The organism is Pseudomonas sp. Yb2C2 (genome assembly GCF_052112325.1).
In the GTDB taxonomy this organism is placed as follows: domain Bacteria; phylum Pseudomonadota; class Gammaproteobacteria; order Pseudomonadales; family Pseudomonadaceae; genus Aquipseudomonas; species Aquipseudomonas marginalis.
Map to the genome: position 1 here is coordinate 283,342 of NZ_JAVAJK010000004.1, position 14,817 is coordinate 298,158.

At 58.6% G+C, this 14,817-nt stretch carries 15 protein-coding genes and 1 tRNA gene; 11 read left to right on the plus strand and 5 right to left on the minus strand.

The window, feature by feature from the left end:
- Positions 1-29: 29 nt before the first annotated feature.
- The 5 genes from murI to hemA are packed head-to-tail and all read right to left on the minus strand — an operon-like array spanning position 30 to position 4,762.
- Positions 30-824, minus strand: a complete 795-nt coding sequence (gene murI, locus Q8X51_RS07620) for a glutamate racemase (protein ID WP_407693099.1) — start codon at positions 822-824, stop codon at positions 30-32.
- Positions 817-1,572, minus strand: a complete 756-nt coding sequence (locus tag Q8X51_RS07625) for a molybdopterin-synthase adenylyltransferase MoeB (protein ID WP_407693098.1) — start codon at positions 1,570-1,572, stop codon at positions 817-819. The genes murI and Q8X51_RS07625 overlap by 8 nt, the downstream gene beginning before the upstream one ends.
- The gene (gene prmC, locus Q8X51_RS07630; protein ID WP_137212623.1) at positions 1,566-2,396 is read right to left on the minus strand and encodes a peptide chain release factor N(5)-glutamine methyltransferase; all 831 of its coding nucleotides are present in this window, start codon (positions 2,394-2,396) and stop codon (positions 1,566-1,568) included. The genes Q8X51_RS07625 and prmC overlap by 7 nt, the downstream gene beginning before the upstream one ends.
- The gene (gene prfA, locus Q8X51_RS07635) at positions 2,397-3,479 is read right to left on the minus strand and encodes a peptide chain release factor 1 (RefSeq protein ID WP_027606884.1); all 1,083 of its coding nucleotides are present in this window, start codon (positions 3,477-3,479) and stop codon (positions 2,397-2,399) included. It lies immediately after the preceding gene.
- Complete coding sequence (hemA, locus tag Q8X51_RS07640) at positions 3,476-4,762, minus strand: glutamyl-tRNA reductase (protein ID WP_053131843.1); 1,287 nt, start codon at positions 4,760-4,762, stop codon at positions 3,476-3,478. Before hemA ends, prfA begins: the two co-directional genes overlap by 4 nt.
- Positions 4,763-4,944: 182 nt before the next feature.
- Between hemA and Q8X51_RS07645 the strand changes: the two genes are divergently transcribed.
- The 11 genes from Q8X51_RS07645 (at position 4,945) to sctJ (ending at position 14,810) form a co-directional block, all read left to right on the plus strand.
- Positions 4,945-6,669: a tetratricopeptide repeat protein gene (locus Q8X51_RS07645; RefSeq protein ID WP_407693097.1), complete on the plus strand. Its 1,725-nt coding sequence runs from the start codon at positions 4,945-4,947 to the stop codon at positions 6,667-6,669.
- A gap of 4 nt (positions 6,670-6,673) precedes the next feature.
- Positions 6,674-7,291, plus strand: a complete 618-nt coding sequence (gene lolB / locus Q8X51_RS07650; protein WP_027606887.1) for a lipoprotein insertase outer membrane protein LolB — start codon at positions 6,674-6,676, stop codon at positions 7,289-7,291.
- A gap of 49 nt (positions 7,292-7,340) precedes the next feature.
- Entirely contained in the window at positions 7,341-8,144 is an 804-nt protein-coding gene (gene ispE, locus Q8X51_RS07655; RefSeq protein WP_205885421.1) for a 4-(cytidine 5'-diphospho)-2-C-methyl-D-erythritol kinase, read from the plus strand.
- Positions 8,145-8,181: 37 nt separating this feature from the next.
- Positions 8,182-8,256 (plus strand) — tRNA-Gln (locus Q8X51_RS07660).
- Between the two features lie 46 nt (positions 8,257-8,302).
- A complete protein-coding gene (locus Q8X51_RS07665; RefSeq protein ID WP_003171603.1) occupies positions 8,303-9,244 on the plus strand; it encodes a ribose-phosphate pyrophosphokinase in 942 nt (313 codons plus the stop codon).
- A 138-nt stretch (positions 9,245-9,382) separates the two neighbouring features.
- On the plus strand, positions 9,383-9,982 hold the full coding sequence (locus Q8X51_RS07670) for a 50S ribosomal protein L25/general stress protein Ctc (protein ID WP_027606889.1): 600 nt from the start codon (positions 9,383-9,385) through the stop codon (positions 9,980-9,982).
- Positions 9,983-10,149: 167 nt separating this feature from the next.
- Positions 10,150-10,734, plus strand: coding sequence for an aminoacyl-tRNA hydrolase (gene pth / locus Q8X51_RS07675; RefSeq protein ID WP_010213318.1), 585 nt, complete (start codon positions 10,150-10,152; stop codon positions 10,732-10,734).
- Positions 10,735-10,756: 22 nt separating this feature from the next.
- A complete protein-coding gene (gene ychF / locus Q8X51_RS07680) occupies positions 10,757-11,857 on the plus strand; it encodes a redox-regulated ATPase YchF (protein WP_065924046.1) in 1,101 nt (366 codons plus the stop codon).
- 312 nt (positions 11,858-12,169) lie between these two features.
- Complete coding sequence (locus Q8X51_RS07685) at positions 12,170-13,093, plus strand: sigma 54-interacting transcriptional regulator (protein WP_323145761.1); 924 nt, start codon at positions 12,170-12,172, stop codon at positions 13,091-13,093.
- 542 nt (positions 13,094-13,635) lie between these two features.
- Complete coding sequence (locus Q8X51_RS07690) at positions 13,636-14,004, plus strand: EscI/YscI/HrpB family type III secretion system inner rod protein (protein ID WP_323145762.1); 369 nt, start codon at positions 13,636-13,638, stop codon at positions 14,002-14,004.
- 5 nt (positions 14,005-14,009) lie between these two features.
- The gene (gene sctJ, locus Q8X51_RS07695) at positions 14,010-14,810 is read left to right on the plus strand and encodes a type III secretion system inner membrane ring lipoprotein SctJ (protein ID WP_065924027.1); all 801 of its coding nucleotides are present in this window, start codon (positions 14,010-14,012) and stop codon (positions 14,808-14,810) included.
- The last annotated feature ends 7 nt before the right edge of the window (positions 14,811-14,817 follow it).

A 14,817-nucleotide genomic window follows, 5' to 3' on the forward strand; every position in this document is an offset into this window, starting at 1 on the left:
CAGAAGTTCAGCGACATTTCACGAAATTTTCACGACCCGAAGCTTCGCACAACTGCAGAATGTTTCCATAGTGTCGGTAGGATATTTCTTAGGTGATACACATCGCCACTGGTCCAGAACTGTGCAGGCTCAGGATCGCCGAGGGCCAGCAGGTCGCGTTCGCCCAGCAAACGCTTGAGCTGACGTGCGACGGCAGCGCCGGTGTCGATGAGGATGATGCTGGCAGGCAGCATCTGCGCCAGAAGCGGCTTGAGGAAGGGATAGTGGGTACAGCCGAGGATGACGGTGTCGCAGCCGGCGCTGAGCAGCGGGTCGATATAGCCCTGCAACAACTGACGCAGGGCCGGGCTGTCCAGATCACCGGTTTCAATCAGCTCCACCAGGCCCGGACACGGCTGGGTGATCACCCGCACATCGGTGGCAAACCGATCGAGCAACGCGGCGAACTTGGCGCTTTGCAGGGTGCCGGTGGTGGCGAGCACCCCGACCACGCCACTGCGCGTGGCCGCCGCGGCGGGTTTGACCGCAGGCTCCATGCCCACCAGGGGCCAATCGGGGTAGTCCTGGCGCAAATCCGCGACGGCCGCCACGGTTGCGGTGTTGCAGGCGATCACAAAAGCCTTGGCGCCCTGCTCGCGGAAAAATTCGGCGACAGACCGGGAACGCTCAAGAATGAACGCCGGGGTTTTCTCGCCGTAGGGGATATGCCCGCAATCGGCCACGTACAACAGGGACTCATGGGGCAGCAATTGCTGAATCTCGTCCAGCACCGACAAGCCGCCGACACCGGAATCGAACACACCGATTGGCGCGTCCTTACCCATGTTGCGTCCCGCAGACACTGCAAGCGGGATCACGCTTGATCCGCAATTCGCGAAAACGTGTGGTCAACGCATCGATCAGCAGCAAGCGTCCCACCAACGGCTCGCCGAAACCCGCCAGCAGTTTCAGGGCCTCCAGGGCTTGCAGGCTACCGACCAGGCCCACCAGTGGGCCGACCACACCCGCTTCGCTGCAGGTCAGTTCAGTGTCGCTGCCGTGCCCGTATAAACAGTGATAGCACGGGCTTTCGGCACGACGTGGATCGAACACCGACAGTTGCCCTTCAAGCCGAATCGCCGCGCCGCTGATCAATGGCCTGGACGCCGCCACGCAGGCGGCATTGACGGCCTCGCGGGTGGAGAAGTTGTCGCTGCAATCGAGCACTACGTCCACACCCGCCACCGCCGCCGCCAAGGTATCGGCATCCAGCGCGATGGGGTGGGCGACCAATGTGATTTCGGGGTTGAGGGCGCTCAGGCGGCGCATGGCCGAATTGACCTTGGCCTGCCCGACGCTGTCGGTGTCATGGATGATCTGGCGTTGCAGGTTGGTGAGGTCGACGGTGTCGAAATCCGCCAGGTGCAATTCACCGACACCCGCGGCAGCCAGGTACATCGCCACCGGGGCACCCAGGCCACCGAGGCCGACGATCAACGCACGGCCGTTTTTCAGGCGCAATTGGCCGTCGATGTCGACATGCTGCAACAGAATCTGTCGGCTGTAGCGCAACAGCTCCTGATCGGTCAGCACGGCCAGCGTCCCAGGGAGATGCGTTCGTGACCGCCAAGGTCGATGCGGCTGTGCACCTGCTCGAAGCCTTGGCTCAGCAACAGGTCGCGCACCGCGCCAGCCTGGTCGTAACCGTGCTCCAGCAGCAGCCAACCCGCGACGTTCAGGTGGGCCGGGGCCTGGGCGATGATCAACCGCAGGTCGTCCAGGCCATCATGGCCCGCCACCAGGGCGCTGGCCGGCTCGAAACGCACATCGCCCGCCACCAGGTGCGGATCGTTGGCGGCGATGTAGGGCGGGTTGCTGATGATCAGGTCGTAGGCGTGGCCTGCCAGGGCGCTGAACCAATGGCTGTTGAGCACCGTGGCGTTATGGAGGTGCAGGCGCTGGCGATTGCGTTCGGCCAGCGCCACGGCTTCCAGCACGCGGTCGACGGCCGTGACGTGCCAGGCCGGACGCTCGCTGGCCAGGGCCAGGGCGATGGCGCCGCTGCCAGTACCGAGATCGAGGACCTTGACCGGTGTGGCCGGTAACAACTCCAGGGCCGCTTCCACCAGCAGCTCGGTGTCCGGACGCGGGATCAGCGTGTGGGGCGCGACCTCCAGGTCCAGCTTCCAGAAACCTTGCTGACCGAGGATATAGGCCACCGGCTCGCCGGCGCGGCGGCGTTGCAGGTAGCCGGCAAACACCAGGGCGTGTTCGCTGCTGACGATTTTTTCCGGCCAGGTGTGCAGGTAGCTACGGGACTTGCCCAAGGCCGCTGCCAGCAATAACTCGGCATCCAGGCGCGCCGTGGGCGAGTCGGGCAGGTCGGCGGCGCGCAGCAGGCTGGCGATAATGGTCATTTATTCACCTATCGCCGCCAGCTGATCGGCCTGGTATTCGGCGAGCAATGGCTCGATCACCGCATCCACGCCACCAGCGAGAATCTCGTCCAGGGAGTAAAGGGTGAGGTTGACCCGGTGGTCGGTGACCCGGCCCTGGGCAAAGTTGTAGGTACGGATGCGCTCGGAGCGGTCGCCCGAGCCCACCAGCAATTTGCGCTCGCTGGCAATCGCGTTGGCGGCGGCGCTGGTCTGCTGGTCATTGAGCTTGGCCGAGAGCCAGGACATGGCCCGTGCACGGTTCTTGTGCTGGGAACGTTCTTCCTGGCACTCCACCACGATGCCCGACGGCAAGTGAGTGATACGAATCGCCGAGTCCGTCTTGTTGACGTGCTGGCCACCGGCGCCCGACGAGCGGTAGGTGTCGACCCGCAGGTCGGCCGGGTTGATCTCGATGGCTTCCTGCTCGTCCGGCTCGGGCAACACGGCCACCGTGCAGGCCGAGGTGTGGATGCGACCTTGGGATTCCGTCGCGGGAACCCGCTGCACACGGTGGGCACCGGACTCGAACTTCAGCTTGCCATAGACGTTGTCGCCTTCGACCCGCGCGATGACTTCTTTATAGCCGCCATGCTCACCTTCGTTCTCGGACAGGATCTCGACCCGCCAACCGCGACGCTCGGCATAACGTGAATACATGCGGAACAGGTCGCCGGAGAAAATCGCCGCTTCATCACCGCCGGTGCCGGCACGGATTTCAAGGAACACATTGCGCCCGTCGTTGGGGTCCTTGGGCAGCAGCATGCGCTGCAGGTCACCTTCCAGCTCGGCCAACTTTTCCTTGGCCTCGCGGACTTCTTCCACGGCCATTTCACGCATGTCCGGGTCGCTGTCCTTGAGCAGCGCCTGGGCGCCTTCGAGGTCGGCCTGCACTTTGGTGAGATTTTTGTACGTGGCCACAATGGGCTCAACTTCGGCGTATTCCTTGGAATAGGCGCGGAACTTGGTTTGATCGGAAATGACTTCGCCGTCGCCGAGCAAGGCGGTCAGTTCTTCGAAACGGTCCTGGAGCACGTCCAGTTTATTGAGCAGTGACGCTTTCATTGCGATTTTTTATCCGAAGAGCTGGGCGCGCCCTCACCGAGGGCAAAGAGTTCCTGGGCCATGGCCAGCGCATCGAGGCGGCCTTCGGCAGTCAGTTTTTTCAATTGTACGCTGGGCGCATGCAGCAACTTGTTGGTCAGGCCGCGGGCCAGTTGCATCAGCACCTCCTCGGCGCTGCTGCCGTTGGCGAGCAGGCGCTGGGCCTTGATCAACTCTTCATCACGCAGGCGTTCGCCCTGCTGACGATACGCCTTGAGCACATCCACCGCCGCCAGCTCACGCAGGCGCACCATGAACTCTTCGGCGCCGACGCTGACCATCTCTTCAGCCGCCTGGGCAGCGCCCTGGCGACTCTTGAGGTTTTCGGCGACCACTTCATGGAGATCGTCGACGCTGTAGAGGTAAACGTCGTCCAACTCGCCGACTTCGGGCTCGATATCCCGGGGAACGGCAATGTCGACCATGAAGATCGGCTTGTGCTTGCGCAGTTTCAGCGCGCTTTCCACCGCGCCCTTGCCGAGGATCGGCAGTTGGCTGGCGGTGGAGCTAATGACGATATCGCTGCGCACCAGTTCGGCGGGGATGTCCGACAGCAGCACCGCATGGGCGCCGAACTGTTCGGCGAGGATGCTGGCGCGCTCCAGGGTACGGTTGGCGACCACGATGCGCTTTACGCCCAGGTCATGCAGGTGGCGGGCAACCAGGGTGATGGTCTCGCCGGCGCCGATCAACAGCGCCTGGCTACGCTGCAGGTCGCTGAAAATCTGCTTGGCCAGGCTGACGGCGGCAAACGCCACGGACACCGGGTTTTCACCGATGGCGGTGTCGGTGCGCACCTGCTTGGCGGAATTGAAGGTGGCCTGGAACAGACGGCCCAGCAGCGGACCGACGGTGCCGGCCTCGCGCGCCACGGCGTAGGCGGATTTCATCTGGCCCAGGATCTGCGGCTCGCCCAACACCAGCGAATCGAGGCCGGATGCCACGCGCATCATGTGACGAACTGCCGCATCGTCTTCGTGCACATAGGCGCTCGCGCGCAGGTCTTCGAGGCTCAAATGGTGATAATCGGCCAGCCAGCGCAGTACCACATCCGCTGAAAGATGTTCCTGCTCTATATAAAGCTCACTGCGATTGCAGGTCGAAAGGATCGCAGCTTCGCGGCTGTCGGTGAGACGGCAGAGCTGCTGCAAGGCCTCAACCAACTGCTCTGGCGTAAACGCCACGCGCTCGCGCACGTCTACGGAAGCAGTCTTGTGGTTAATACCGAGTGCGAGGAAGGCCATTCAATATCGCTGATGATGTCGGGAAGCCGACAATTGTCCTACTTCGAAAGATTCAGAACAACCACCGTCGTCTATTGTCCTAATGCCTTGTGCCTATAAACGCATCAATTGAGACTCGGTTATGTTTGGCCGAAGGCTTGTGTCATGATGATCCGACCGCAGGTTAGTCGTCCTCTTCCTATATGAATAGATCTTCCGCGTTGCTCCTTGCTTTTGTCTTCCTCAGCGGCTGCCAGGCCATGGCACCCGTGTCGCCGGACGGTACACCGCCGGTGGAAGACAGCACACCCGCCCCTGAAAAGCCCAAGGTTTATTCCTCGTTCAGTGAAGAAACGGTGTTCAGCCTGCTCAGTGCGGAACTGGCCGGCCAGCGCAATCGCTTCGATATTGCGCTGGATAACTACGTGACCCAGGCCATCAACACCCAGGATCCGGGAGTTTCCGAGCGGGCGTTCCGCATTGCCGAGTACCTCGGGGCCGATCAGGCCGCGCTGGATACTTCGCTGATCTGGGCAAAGAACGCGCCGGACGATCTGGAAGCCCAGCGCGCAGCCGCCATTCAATTGGCGCGGGCCGGGCGCTATGACGACTCCATGGTCTATATGGAGAAAGTCCTGCAAGGCAAGGGCGACACCCATTTCGACTTCCTTGCGCTGTCGGCTGCCGACACCGACCAGGACACCCGCAATGGCCTGATGAAGAGTTTCGACCGCCTGCTGCAAAAACACCCGAAGAACAGCCAACTGATATTCGGCAAGGCCCTGCTGCTGCAACAGGATGATGAAGCCGAAGCCGCACTGAAACTGCTGGAACAGAACCCACCGGAAGACGGCGAGATCGCGCCGATTCTGCTGCGCGCGCGCCTGCTGCAGAACCTCAACCGCGGCAAGGAAGCGATTCCACTGCTGGAAAAAAGCATCAAGAAATACCCGGACGACAAGCGCCTGCGCCTGACTTACGCACGCACCCTGGTGGAGCAGGACCGCATGGAGGACGCCAAAGTGCAGTTCGCCAACCTGCTCCAGCAATACCCCGATGACGATGAACTGCGTTACTCCCTGGCGCTGGTGTGCCTGGAAGCCAAGGCCTGGGACGAGGCCAAGGGTTACCTGGAAGAGCTGATCGAGCGCGAAAGCCATGTCGACTCGGCGCACCTGAACCTGGGTCGCATCGCTGAAGAGCGCAGCGACCCACAGGCCGCCCTGCTCGAATACGCACAGGTCGGCCCAGGCAACGACTACCTGCCGGCCCAACTGCGCCAGGCCGACATCCTGATGAGCAACGGGCGTACCGATGAGGCAGAAAAACGCCTGGCCGCTGCACGGGATGCCGAACCGGACTACGGGATCCAGCTTTACCTGATCCAGGCCGAGACCTTGTCAGCCAATAATCAGGGCGATCGCGCCTGGAAGGTGCTGCAACAGGCCTTGCTGCAATTCCCCGACGATTTGAACCTGCTGTATACCCGCGCCATGCAGGCGGAAAAACGCAATGACCTGGCGCAGATGGAAAAAGACCTGCGCCTGATCATCAAGCGCGACCCGGACAACGCCATGGCCCTGAATGCCTTGGGCTACACCTTGTCCGACCGCACCACGCGCTATGACGAAGCCAAGGCGTTGATCGAACAGGCGCACAAGCTCAACCCGGAAGACCCGGCCGTACTCGACAGCCTGGGCTGGGTGAACTATCGCCTGGGCAACCTCGACGAAGCCGAACGCTTGCTGCGCCAGGCCCTGGAGCGCTTCCCCGACCAGGAAGTCGCTGCACACCTGGGCGAGGTGCTGTGGGCCAATGGCAAGCAGCGCGAAGCCCGCCAAATCTGGGAAAAATTCCTCAAGGAACAACCCGAAAGCCCCATCCTGCGCGGCACCATCAAGCGCCTGACCGGATCCGAGACCCTTTAAGCTTATGTTCTTGCGCCACGTTATCGTTTTCAGCTTCATCGCCCTGCTCGCCGGTTGCGCGGGCTTCGGTGCCCGCGAATCCGTTGAGGGCCAGGGCAACCCGGCGCAATGGAAGCAGCACAAGGATCAGCTCGGCAGCATCGACGGCTGGCAGATCGAAGGCAAAGTCGGGGTTCGCGCACCGAAAGATTCCGGCAGCGGCACCTTGTTCTGGCTGCAACGCCAGGATTACTACGACATTCGCTTGTCCGGCCCCTTGGGGCGCGGCGCCGCGCGCCTGACCGGCCGCCCGGGACAAGTCAGCCTCGAAGTCGCCAACCAGGGTCGCTACGAGGCCACCTCGCCCGAAGCGCTGCTGGAAGAGCAGATTGGCTGGAAACTGCCTGTCTCGCACCTGGTGTGGTGGGTCCGCGGCTTGCCCGCGCCGGACAGCAAGAGCCGCCTGAGCCTCAACGGTGACAGCCGCCTGGCCACCCTGGAACAGGATGGCTGGCAGGTCGAGTACCTCAGCTACGTGGAACAGGGCGGTTATTGGCTGCCAGAGCGCATCAAGCTGCATGGCACCGACCTTGACGTCACGCTGGTGATCAAGGACTGGCAACCGCGCAAGCTGGGGCAATAACGTGGCCGTACAAAAACTGACCCTGCCCTCTCCTGCCAAACTCAATCTGATGCTGCACATTCTCGGTCGCCGTGAAGACGGCTACCACGAGCTGCAGACACTGTTTCAATTTCTCGACTACGGCGATGAGCTCACCTTCGCCCTGCGCGACGATGGCGTGATCCAGCTGCACACTGAATTCGAAGGCGTGCCCCACGACAGCAACCTGATCGTGAGGGCCGCGAAAAAACTCCAGGAGCAGTCCGGCTGTTCCCAGGGCATCGATATATGGATCGATAAAATTCTGCCCATGGGTGGCGGAATCGGTGGTGGCAGCTCGAATGCAGCGACCACACTGCTGGGTCTGAACCATTTGTGGCAACTGGGCTGGGACCATGATCGCCTGGCTGCGCTGGGCCTCACGCTGGGCGCCGACGTCCCGGTTTTCGTGCGTGGACACGCCGCTTTTGCTGAGGGCGTGGGGGAAAAACTCACCCCGGAATACCCCGAAGAGCCGTGGTATGTCGTGCTTGTCCCGCAAGTATCTGTAAGTACAGCAGAAATTTTTTCAGATCCGCTGTTGACACGTAACTCTCCTCCCATTAAAGTGCGCCCCGTTCCCAAGGGAAACAGTCGAAATGACTGCTTACCGGTTGTAGCAAGGCGTTATCCAGAAGTACGTAACGCTTTGAATTTGTTAGGTAAATTTACCGAAGCAAAATTAACCGGAACTGGAAGTTGTGTGTTTGGGGGCTTCCCAAGCAAAGCTGAAGCTGATAAAGTCTCGGCCCTTCTTACAGAGACCCTTACAGGGTTTGTAGCAAAAGGAAGCAACGTTTCGATGTTGCATCGCAAGCTGCAAAGTCTGCTTTAAAAGGAATCGAGTACTGGGTACTCGTTGCAACAGATACAGGGGCGTCGCCAAGCGGTAAGGCAGCAGGTTTTGATCCTGCCATGCGTTGGTTCGAATCCAGCCGCCCCTGCCATTTTCTAATACTCATCCAGGTTACCCTCAGCCTCTAGGTACTGCGCGTGTCCAAGATGATGGTCTTTACGGGGAACGCCAACCCCGATCTGGCTCGACGTGTCGTACGTCAGCTGCATATCCCTCTCGGTGACATCTCTGTCGGTAAATTCTCCGACGGCGAAATTACAGCCGAGATCAATGAAAACGTCCGCGGTAAAGACGTCTTCATTATCCAGCCGACCTGCGCTCCGACCAACGATAACCTGATGGAACTCGTCGTGATGGCTGATGCCTTCCGCCGCTCCTCAGCGACTCGAATCACAGCTGTAATCCCTTACTTTGGTTATGCCCGCCAGGATCGCCGTCCGCGTTCCGCACGTGTGGCTATCAGCGCGAAAGTCGTTGCTGACATGCTGACCGTGGTAGGTATCGACCGTGTGCTCACGGTTGACCTGCACGCTGACCAAATCCAGGGGTTCTTCGATATTCCGGTAGATAACATCTACGGTTCGCCAGTATTGGTGGACGATATTGAAGACCAGCGCTTTGAAAACCTGATGATCGTGTCCCCGGACATTGGTGGCGTCGTGCGTGCACGGGCCGTTGCCAAATCCCTGGGCGTTGATCTTGGGATCATCGACAAACGCCGCGAGAAAGCCAATCACTCTGAAGTGATGCATATCATCGGTGATGTCGAAGGGCGTACCTGTATTCTGGTTGATGACATGGTCGACACCGCCGGCACCCTGTGCCACGCGGCAAAAGCCTTGAAAGAGCACGGTGCTGCAAAAGTCTTCGCCTACTGCACACACCCTGTGCTGTCGGGCCGAGCGATCGAGAACATCGAGAACTCTGTGCTGGACGAACTGGTGGTGACCAACACCATCCCGTTGTCCGCCGCCGCTCAAGCCTGTGCGCGTATCCGTCAACTGGATATTGCACCGGTAGTTGCCGAAGCGGTTCGCCGCATCAGCAACGAAGAATCGATCAGCGCGATGTTCCGCTAAGGGTCAAACCTTCGGAACACCTCACTGACGAAAAGCGCCCCGCCCCAGCATACTGTTGGGGCGGGGCTTTTTTGCCCATATCGCCTTTAGCGCTGGTCGCAAACGCTGGGGCGAATGTGGTTATTTTGGAGATACAACATGAACGATTTTACTCTGAATGCTGAAGTGCGTTCCGACCTGGGGAAAGGTGCGAGCCGCCGCCTGCGTCGTCTCGCAAGCCTGGTTCCAGCTGTAGTTTACGGTGGCGACAAAGCCCCTGAATCCATCAGCATGCTGGCTAAAGAAGTTGCCAAACTGCTCGAAAACGATGCGGCCTACAGCCACGTTATCGAACTGAACGTTGGCGGCAAAAAGCAAAACGTCATCATCAAAGCCCTGCAACGTCACCCATCCAAGGGTCACGTTCTGCACGCTGACTTCGTACGAGTCGTAGCCGGCCAGAAACTGACCGCTATCGTGCCTGTGCACTTTGTTGGTGAAGAAGCTCCGGTCAAGAAAGGCGGCGAGATCTCTCACGTCCTGAACGAAATCGAAGTGACTTGCCTGCCGAAAGATCTGCCTGAGTTCATCGAAGTCGACCTGTCGGCTCTGGAAATCGGCGCAATCATCCACCTGTCCGACCTCAAGGCTCCTAAAGGCGTTGAGTTTGTCGCACTGGCTCACGGTGATGACAAAGCTGTTGCAAACGTACACGCTCCACGCGTTGCTCCAGAAGCTGAAGAAGGCGCTGCAGAGTAATTCACTCTGTATTGCCGGAGCTTGAGGAAACATCGCGGACCGAAACGTAGCGAGAAAGCGGGCGATAACGCGGCGTTTACTCTTGAGTAAATGATCTCTTGTCGTCCACTTTCGCCGCACGCGGGTGTAGCGATGTTATCCACAACTCCAAAGGAAGGGCCCCTGTCGTGACTGCCATTAAACTGATCGTTGGCCTGGGAAATCCAGGCGCCGAATACGAACAGACCCGGCATAACGCGGGGGCCCTTTTTGTTGAGCGCATCGCCCACGCCCAAGGTGTAAACCTGGTGGCCGATCGCAAATATTTTGGCCTGACCGGACGCTTCTCGCATCAGGGTCAGGATGTTCGTCTGTTGATTCCCACCACCTACATGAACCGCAGCGGCCAGGCTGTAGCGGCGCTTGCGGGCTTCTTCAGGATCAAACCCGAAGAAATCCTGGTGGCCCATGACGAACTGGACCTGCCACCCGGCGTTGCCAAGCTCAAGCTCGGCGGCGGGCACGGCGGGCACAATGGCCTGCGCGACATCATCGCGCAGTTGGGCAATCAGAATAATTTTTACCGCCTGCGGCTCGGCATTGGCCACCCAGGCGTCGCCAGTATGGTTTCAAATTTCGTCCTGGGTCGTGCGCCACGCGCCGAACAGGAAAAACTCGATGCCAGCATCGACTTTGCCCTCGGCGTGCTGCCGGATATCTTCGCCGGTGAATGGAACCGCGCGATGAAAAACCTGCACAGCCAGAAGGCCTGACTTTTTTCCGAGGGGAAACACCATGGGATTCAATTGCGGCATCGTCGGCCTGCCCAACGTCGGCAAATCCACCTTGTTCAACGCTTTGACCAAGTCCGGTATTGCGGCGGAGAACTTCCCCTTCTGCACCATCGAACCCAACAGCGGCATCGTGCCGATGCCCGATCCGCGCCTGGAAGCACTGGCGGCCATCGTCAATCCCAAGCGCATCCTGCCGACCACCATGGAGTTCGTCGACATCGCAGGCCTGGTAGCCGGCGCGTCGAAAGGTGAAGGCCTGGGCAACAAGTTCCTGGCCAACATCCGTGAAACCGATGCCATCGCCCACGTGGTCCGCTGCTTTGAAGACGAGAACGTGATTCACGTCTCCAACAGCGTCGACCCGAAACGCGACATCGAGATCATCGACCTGGAACTGATCTTCGCCGACCTCGACAGCTGCGAGAAGCAACTGCAGAAAGTCGCACGCAACGCCAAAGGCGGCGACAAGGACGCAGTGGTCCAGAAAGGCCTGCTGGAACAGTTGATCGCGCACTTCACCCTGGGCAAGCCGGCACGCAGCCTGATGAAGACCATGGGCGCTGACGAGAAGGCCGTGGTCAAGGGTTTCCACCTGCTGACCACCAAGCCAGTGATGTACATCGCCAACGTCGCTGAAGACGGCTTCGAGAACAACCCTCTGCTCGACGTGGTCAAGGCCATCGCCGACGAAGAAGGCGCCATCGTGGTGCCGGTGTGCAACAAGATTGAAGCGGAAATCGCCGAGCTGGATGACGGCGAAGAAAAAGACATGTTCCTTGAGGCCCTGGGCCTGGAAGAGCCTGGCCTGAACCGTGTGATCCGCGCCGGCTACGAAATGCTCAACCTGCAGACCTACTTCACCGCCGGTGTCGAAGAAGTCCGCGCCTGGACCGTAAAAGTCGGCGCCACTGCGCCACAGGCTGCCGGTGTGATCCACACCGACTTTGAAAAAGGCTTTATCCGCGCGGAAGTGATCGCCTACAACGACTTTATCCAGTTCAAGGGTGAGGCCGGTGCCAAGGAAGCGGGTAAATGGCGTTTGGAAGGTAAGGAATACATTGTTAAAGATGGCGATGTGATGCACTTCCGCTTTAACGTGTAAACGCTACCTGCGAAGTCTACGACAAATAAAAAAGCCGATGCACTGCATCGGCTTTTTTGTAGGTGAAACTTCCTAACATAGGACAAGCATCGTTCACACTTCACTACCAGACTTCCCCTACTTACCCCCCTCCGCCTTTAATGCAGCCAGGCAGTTGCACAATTTAACCTCAATAATGCCGGGGTTTTCCTACATTATTCCGGCCCACACTTACGTCAATATCCCAGTATAAGTTCTATACCCTCATTCCTGATTGACGAGCATAGACTGTCCTCTCAACACTGAAGTCGAGCGATAATGGAGAACTCTTCGATGTCGGTCTCCACCCTTGGAGAAAATGAAAAAGATACTTCACTCTTCGAAGACACGGATATTGAAAACACACTGAGCAGCACGGCCCCCCTCAATATAGACATACTGTTGCTGGGAGAAACCGGCACTGGCAAAGATACCCTGGCGCAGCGGGTTCACCGCCTATCGACCCGGCGGGGCAATTTTGTCGCGGTCAATTGTGCGGCTATTCCTGATAGCCTCGCCGAAAGCCAATTGTTCGGCGTCAACAGCGGTGCCTATACCGGCGCCATCCAGTCCCGTGCCGGTTTTATCGAGGCAGCCCATCTCGGCACCCTGTACCTCGATGAGATCGATAGCATGCCGTTGAACCTGCAAGCCAAACTGCTGCGCGCGCTGGAGTCGCGGGGGGTAGAGCGCCTGGGCTCAACCCGCTTCATCCCGGTGGACATGCGTGTGATCGCGTCTGCCCAACAATCGCTCCACCAGATGGTCGAACTCGGAACCTTCAGGCGCGACCTGTACTTCCGTCTGAATGTCGTCAACATCCAGCTTCCAGCCTTGCGTGATCGGCGAGAGCACATCATCCCGTTGTTCCTGGAGATGATTCAGCAGGAAGCCCACCGGTTCAAACGCACTGCCCCGCCGCCCTCCGACGGGCTGCTGCAACAACTGCTGTGCCACACCTGGCAGGGTAATGTTCGGGAGTTACGCTCTACGGCCAAAAGGTTCGTGCTGGGCCTGCCACCGTTTTCAACCTCAGTGAGCGAGCTGCAGGATGCCCAGGTGAACCTTAAGACACGCCTGCAGCACATTGAAAAATCCTTGATTGAAGAGTCGCTGCACCGCCACCTGTATTGCGTGGATACCGTGGCGATTGAATTGGGTATGGCAAAACGCACGCTGTACTACAGGATGAAGAAATTGGACATCCCACTGTCCTGAAGAAAAAGGGAACTATTAAATACCCAGCCCCCCATCCATCCAACTCAAAAACCACATATATAGAAACAAATAGCCACAAACCTATTTGGAACGGTTTAGCCCCATGAACCACCTACTCACAGCCTGGTTCAAGTTACAAAAAGTTCCAGACATCCACGAAGCTTGACTCACGACAAGTGAATCAACGTTCAAAACATAAAACTCGGAGTCTTATTATGGCTGGTATATCCGGTAGTAATTCATACGGTTCAAACGCATACAACAACGCCTCGATGCTCGGTGATGCCGATGGGGTAGCTGGTGGTGGAGGTGGTGCAGGTTCCGCGTCTGATCGCGCAGCCGCCGTCGCAGAGGCGACTTTCCAAGAGAGCTTGAAGGCAAAGATGATCACTGGCTTGTACGCCGCTGCTAAAGAAATCCGCTCGTAACAGGACCACCTCCCTGGCTCATTAGCCGGGGAGGTGTCATATGAGCTTAAATCGCAAATGCGGCATCCGCCATTATCACCAACCTGCTTCAGCCCCCCATACCGCAGGCCCTATATGCAGATAGAAGCATTTGATTTTTCAACGCTGAATAAGCGTCGCGGAGGCACTGATGTTACACAGAAAAACTCAATATCCAGCACGGATGTAAGTTTCTTCGCGTCAATGCTCGAAGGCTCGAAAGCCAGCACGCCTGCCGTCGCCCCCCCTGCTGTATTAGCCATGCTGGCGGAGCATTCAAGTTATATCGAAAATAAAAAAAACCGCCTCGCGCGGGCGCTGAAATCATCAAGTAAAGGCATGGACTCTGAAAAATTCAGAGAGTACCCGCGCGAACTCTCTAATGTGGCGCTCACTACCCAACTGTTAGTAAAGAGCCTTGGCAAGACAAGCCAATGCATCGACAAAATCTGTAACATGCAATAGTGAACATGATTAAATCCCTGCCCGCCGCCCTGCTTTTTATTCTTGTATGCACGTTAAACGGTTGCAGCGACCGCGTTGAACTTCATCGGCAACTTTCTGAGCAAGAAGCCAATGAGGTGGTCGCGGAATTGGCAGATAAACATATTCGCGCCCAAAAAATCCCGGCCAAAGACGGTGTCGTCGTGGCGGTCAACGCCACCGATATTGGACGCGCCGTACGTACATTGGAAGCCGCAGGGCTACCTAGAATGGCGCGGACGACGCTGGGCGATACCTTTCGCAAGGAAGGGGTTATTTCTACCCCACTGGAAGAACGGGCACGCTACATCTATGCCTTGTCCCAAGAGCTAGAAGCCACCTTGTCCAACATTGACGGGGTGATTATTGCCCGGGTACACGTGGTATTGCCGGAACGCATCGCGCCAGGGGAACCGGTCCAGCCCGCATCCGCATCAGTCTTCATTAAGCATGACCCACGCCTGGACCCCGATAATATCCGCGCACGCGTTCGCAGGATGGTAGCGAGCAGCATTCCAGGCATGACCACAGCCGTGGATAACCTGCAGAAACTCAGCGTGATCTTTGTGCCTGCTGCCACTTATCAGGAGCAGCAACGGCTGGTGTATTTCGGCCCGTTCCTGGTGCCCAGCGATGATCTCGGTTTTTGGCGAGGCAGCGTTATCGCGGCACTTCTCGGCGTGTTGTCATCCGTGGCCGGTACACTGTTCCTGCTCAATCGACGTCAGCCTCTTCTGCGAGGGCCGCAAGTAGCGCAGGAACCAATTGGCCCAGCTCATGACGCCTAGATTCGAT

Coding starts and splice junctions, on each gene's coding strand:
- murI (WP_407693099.1), bottom strand. CDS start 824: ATGGGTAAGGACGCGCCAATCGGTGTGTTCGATTCCGGTGTCGGCGGC.
- Q8X51_RS07670 (WP_027606889.1), top strand. CDS start 9,383: ATGAACGATTTTACTCTGAATGCTGAAGTGCGTTCCGACCTGGGGAAA.
- lolB (WP_027606887.1), top strand. CDS start 6,674: ATGTTCTTGCGCCACGTTATCGTTTTCAGCTTCATCGCCCTGCTCGCC.
- sctJ (WP_065924027.1), top strand. CDS start 14,010: ATGATTAAATCCCTGCCCGCCGCCCTGCTTTTTATTCTTGTATGCACG.
- Q8X51_RS07685 (WP_323145761.1), top strand. CDS start 12,170: ATGTCGGTCTCCACCCTTGGAGAAAATGAAAAAGATACTTCACTCTTC.
- hemA (WP_053131843.1), bottom strand. CDS start 4,762: ATGGCCTTCCTCGCACTCGGTATTAACCACAAGACTGCTTCCGTAGAC.
- prmC (WP_137212623.1), bottom strand. CDS start 2,396: ATGACCATTATCGCCAGCCTGCTGCGCGCCGCCGACCTGCCCGACTCG.
- Q8X51_RS07690 (WP_323145762.1), top strand. CDS start 13,636: ATGCAGATAGAAGCATTTGATTTTTCAACGCTGAATAAGCGTCGCGGA.
- ispE (WP_205885421.1), top strand. CDS start 7,341: ATGCTGCACATTCTCGGTCGCCGTGAAGACGGCTACCACGAGCTGCAG.
- Q8X51_RS07645 (WP_407693097.1), top strand. CDS start 4,945: ATGAATAGATCTTCCGCGTTGCTCCTTGCTTTTGTCTTCCTCAGCGGC.
- ychF (WP_065924046.1), top strand. CDS start 10,757: ATGGGATTCAATTGCGGCATCGTCGGCCTGCCCAACGTCGGCAAATCC.
- prfA (WP_027606884.1), bottom strand. CDS start 3,479: ATGAAAGCGTCACTGCTCAATAAACTGGACGTGCTCCAGGACCGTTTC.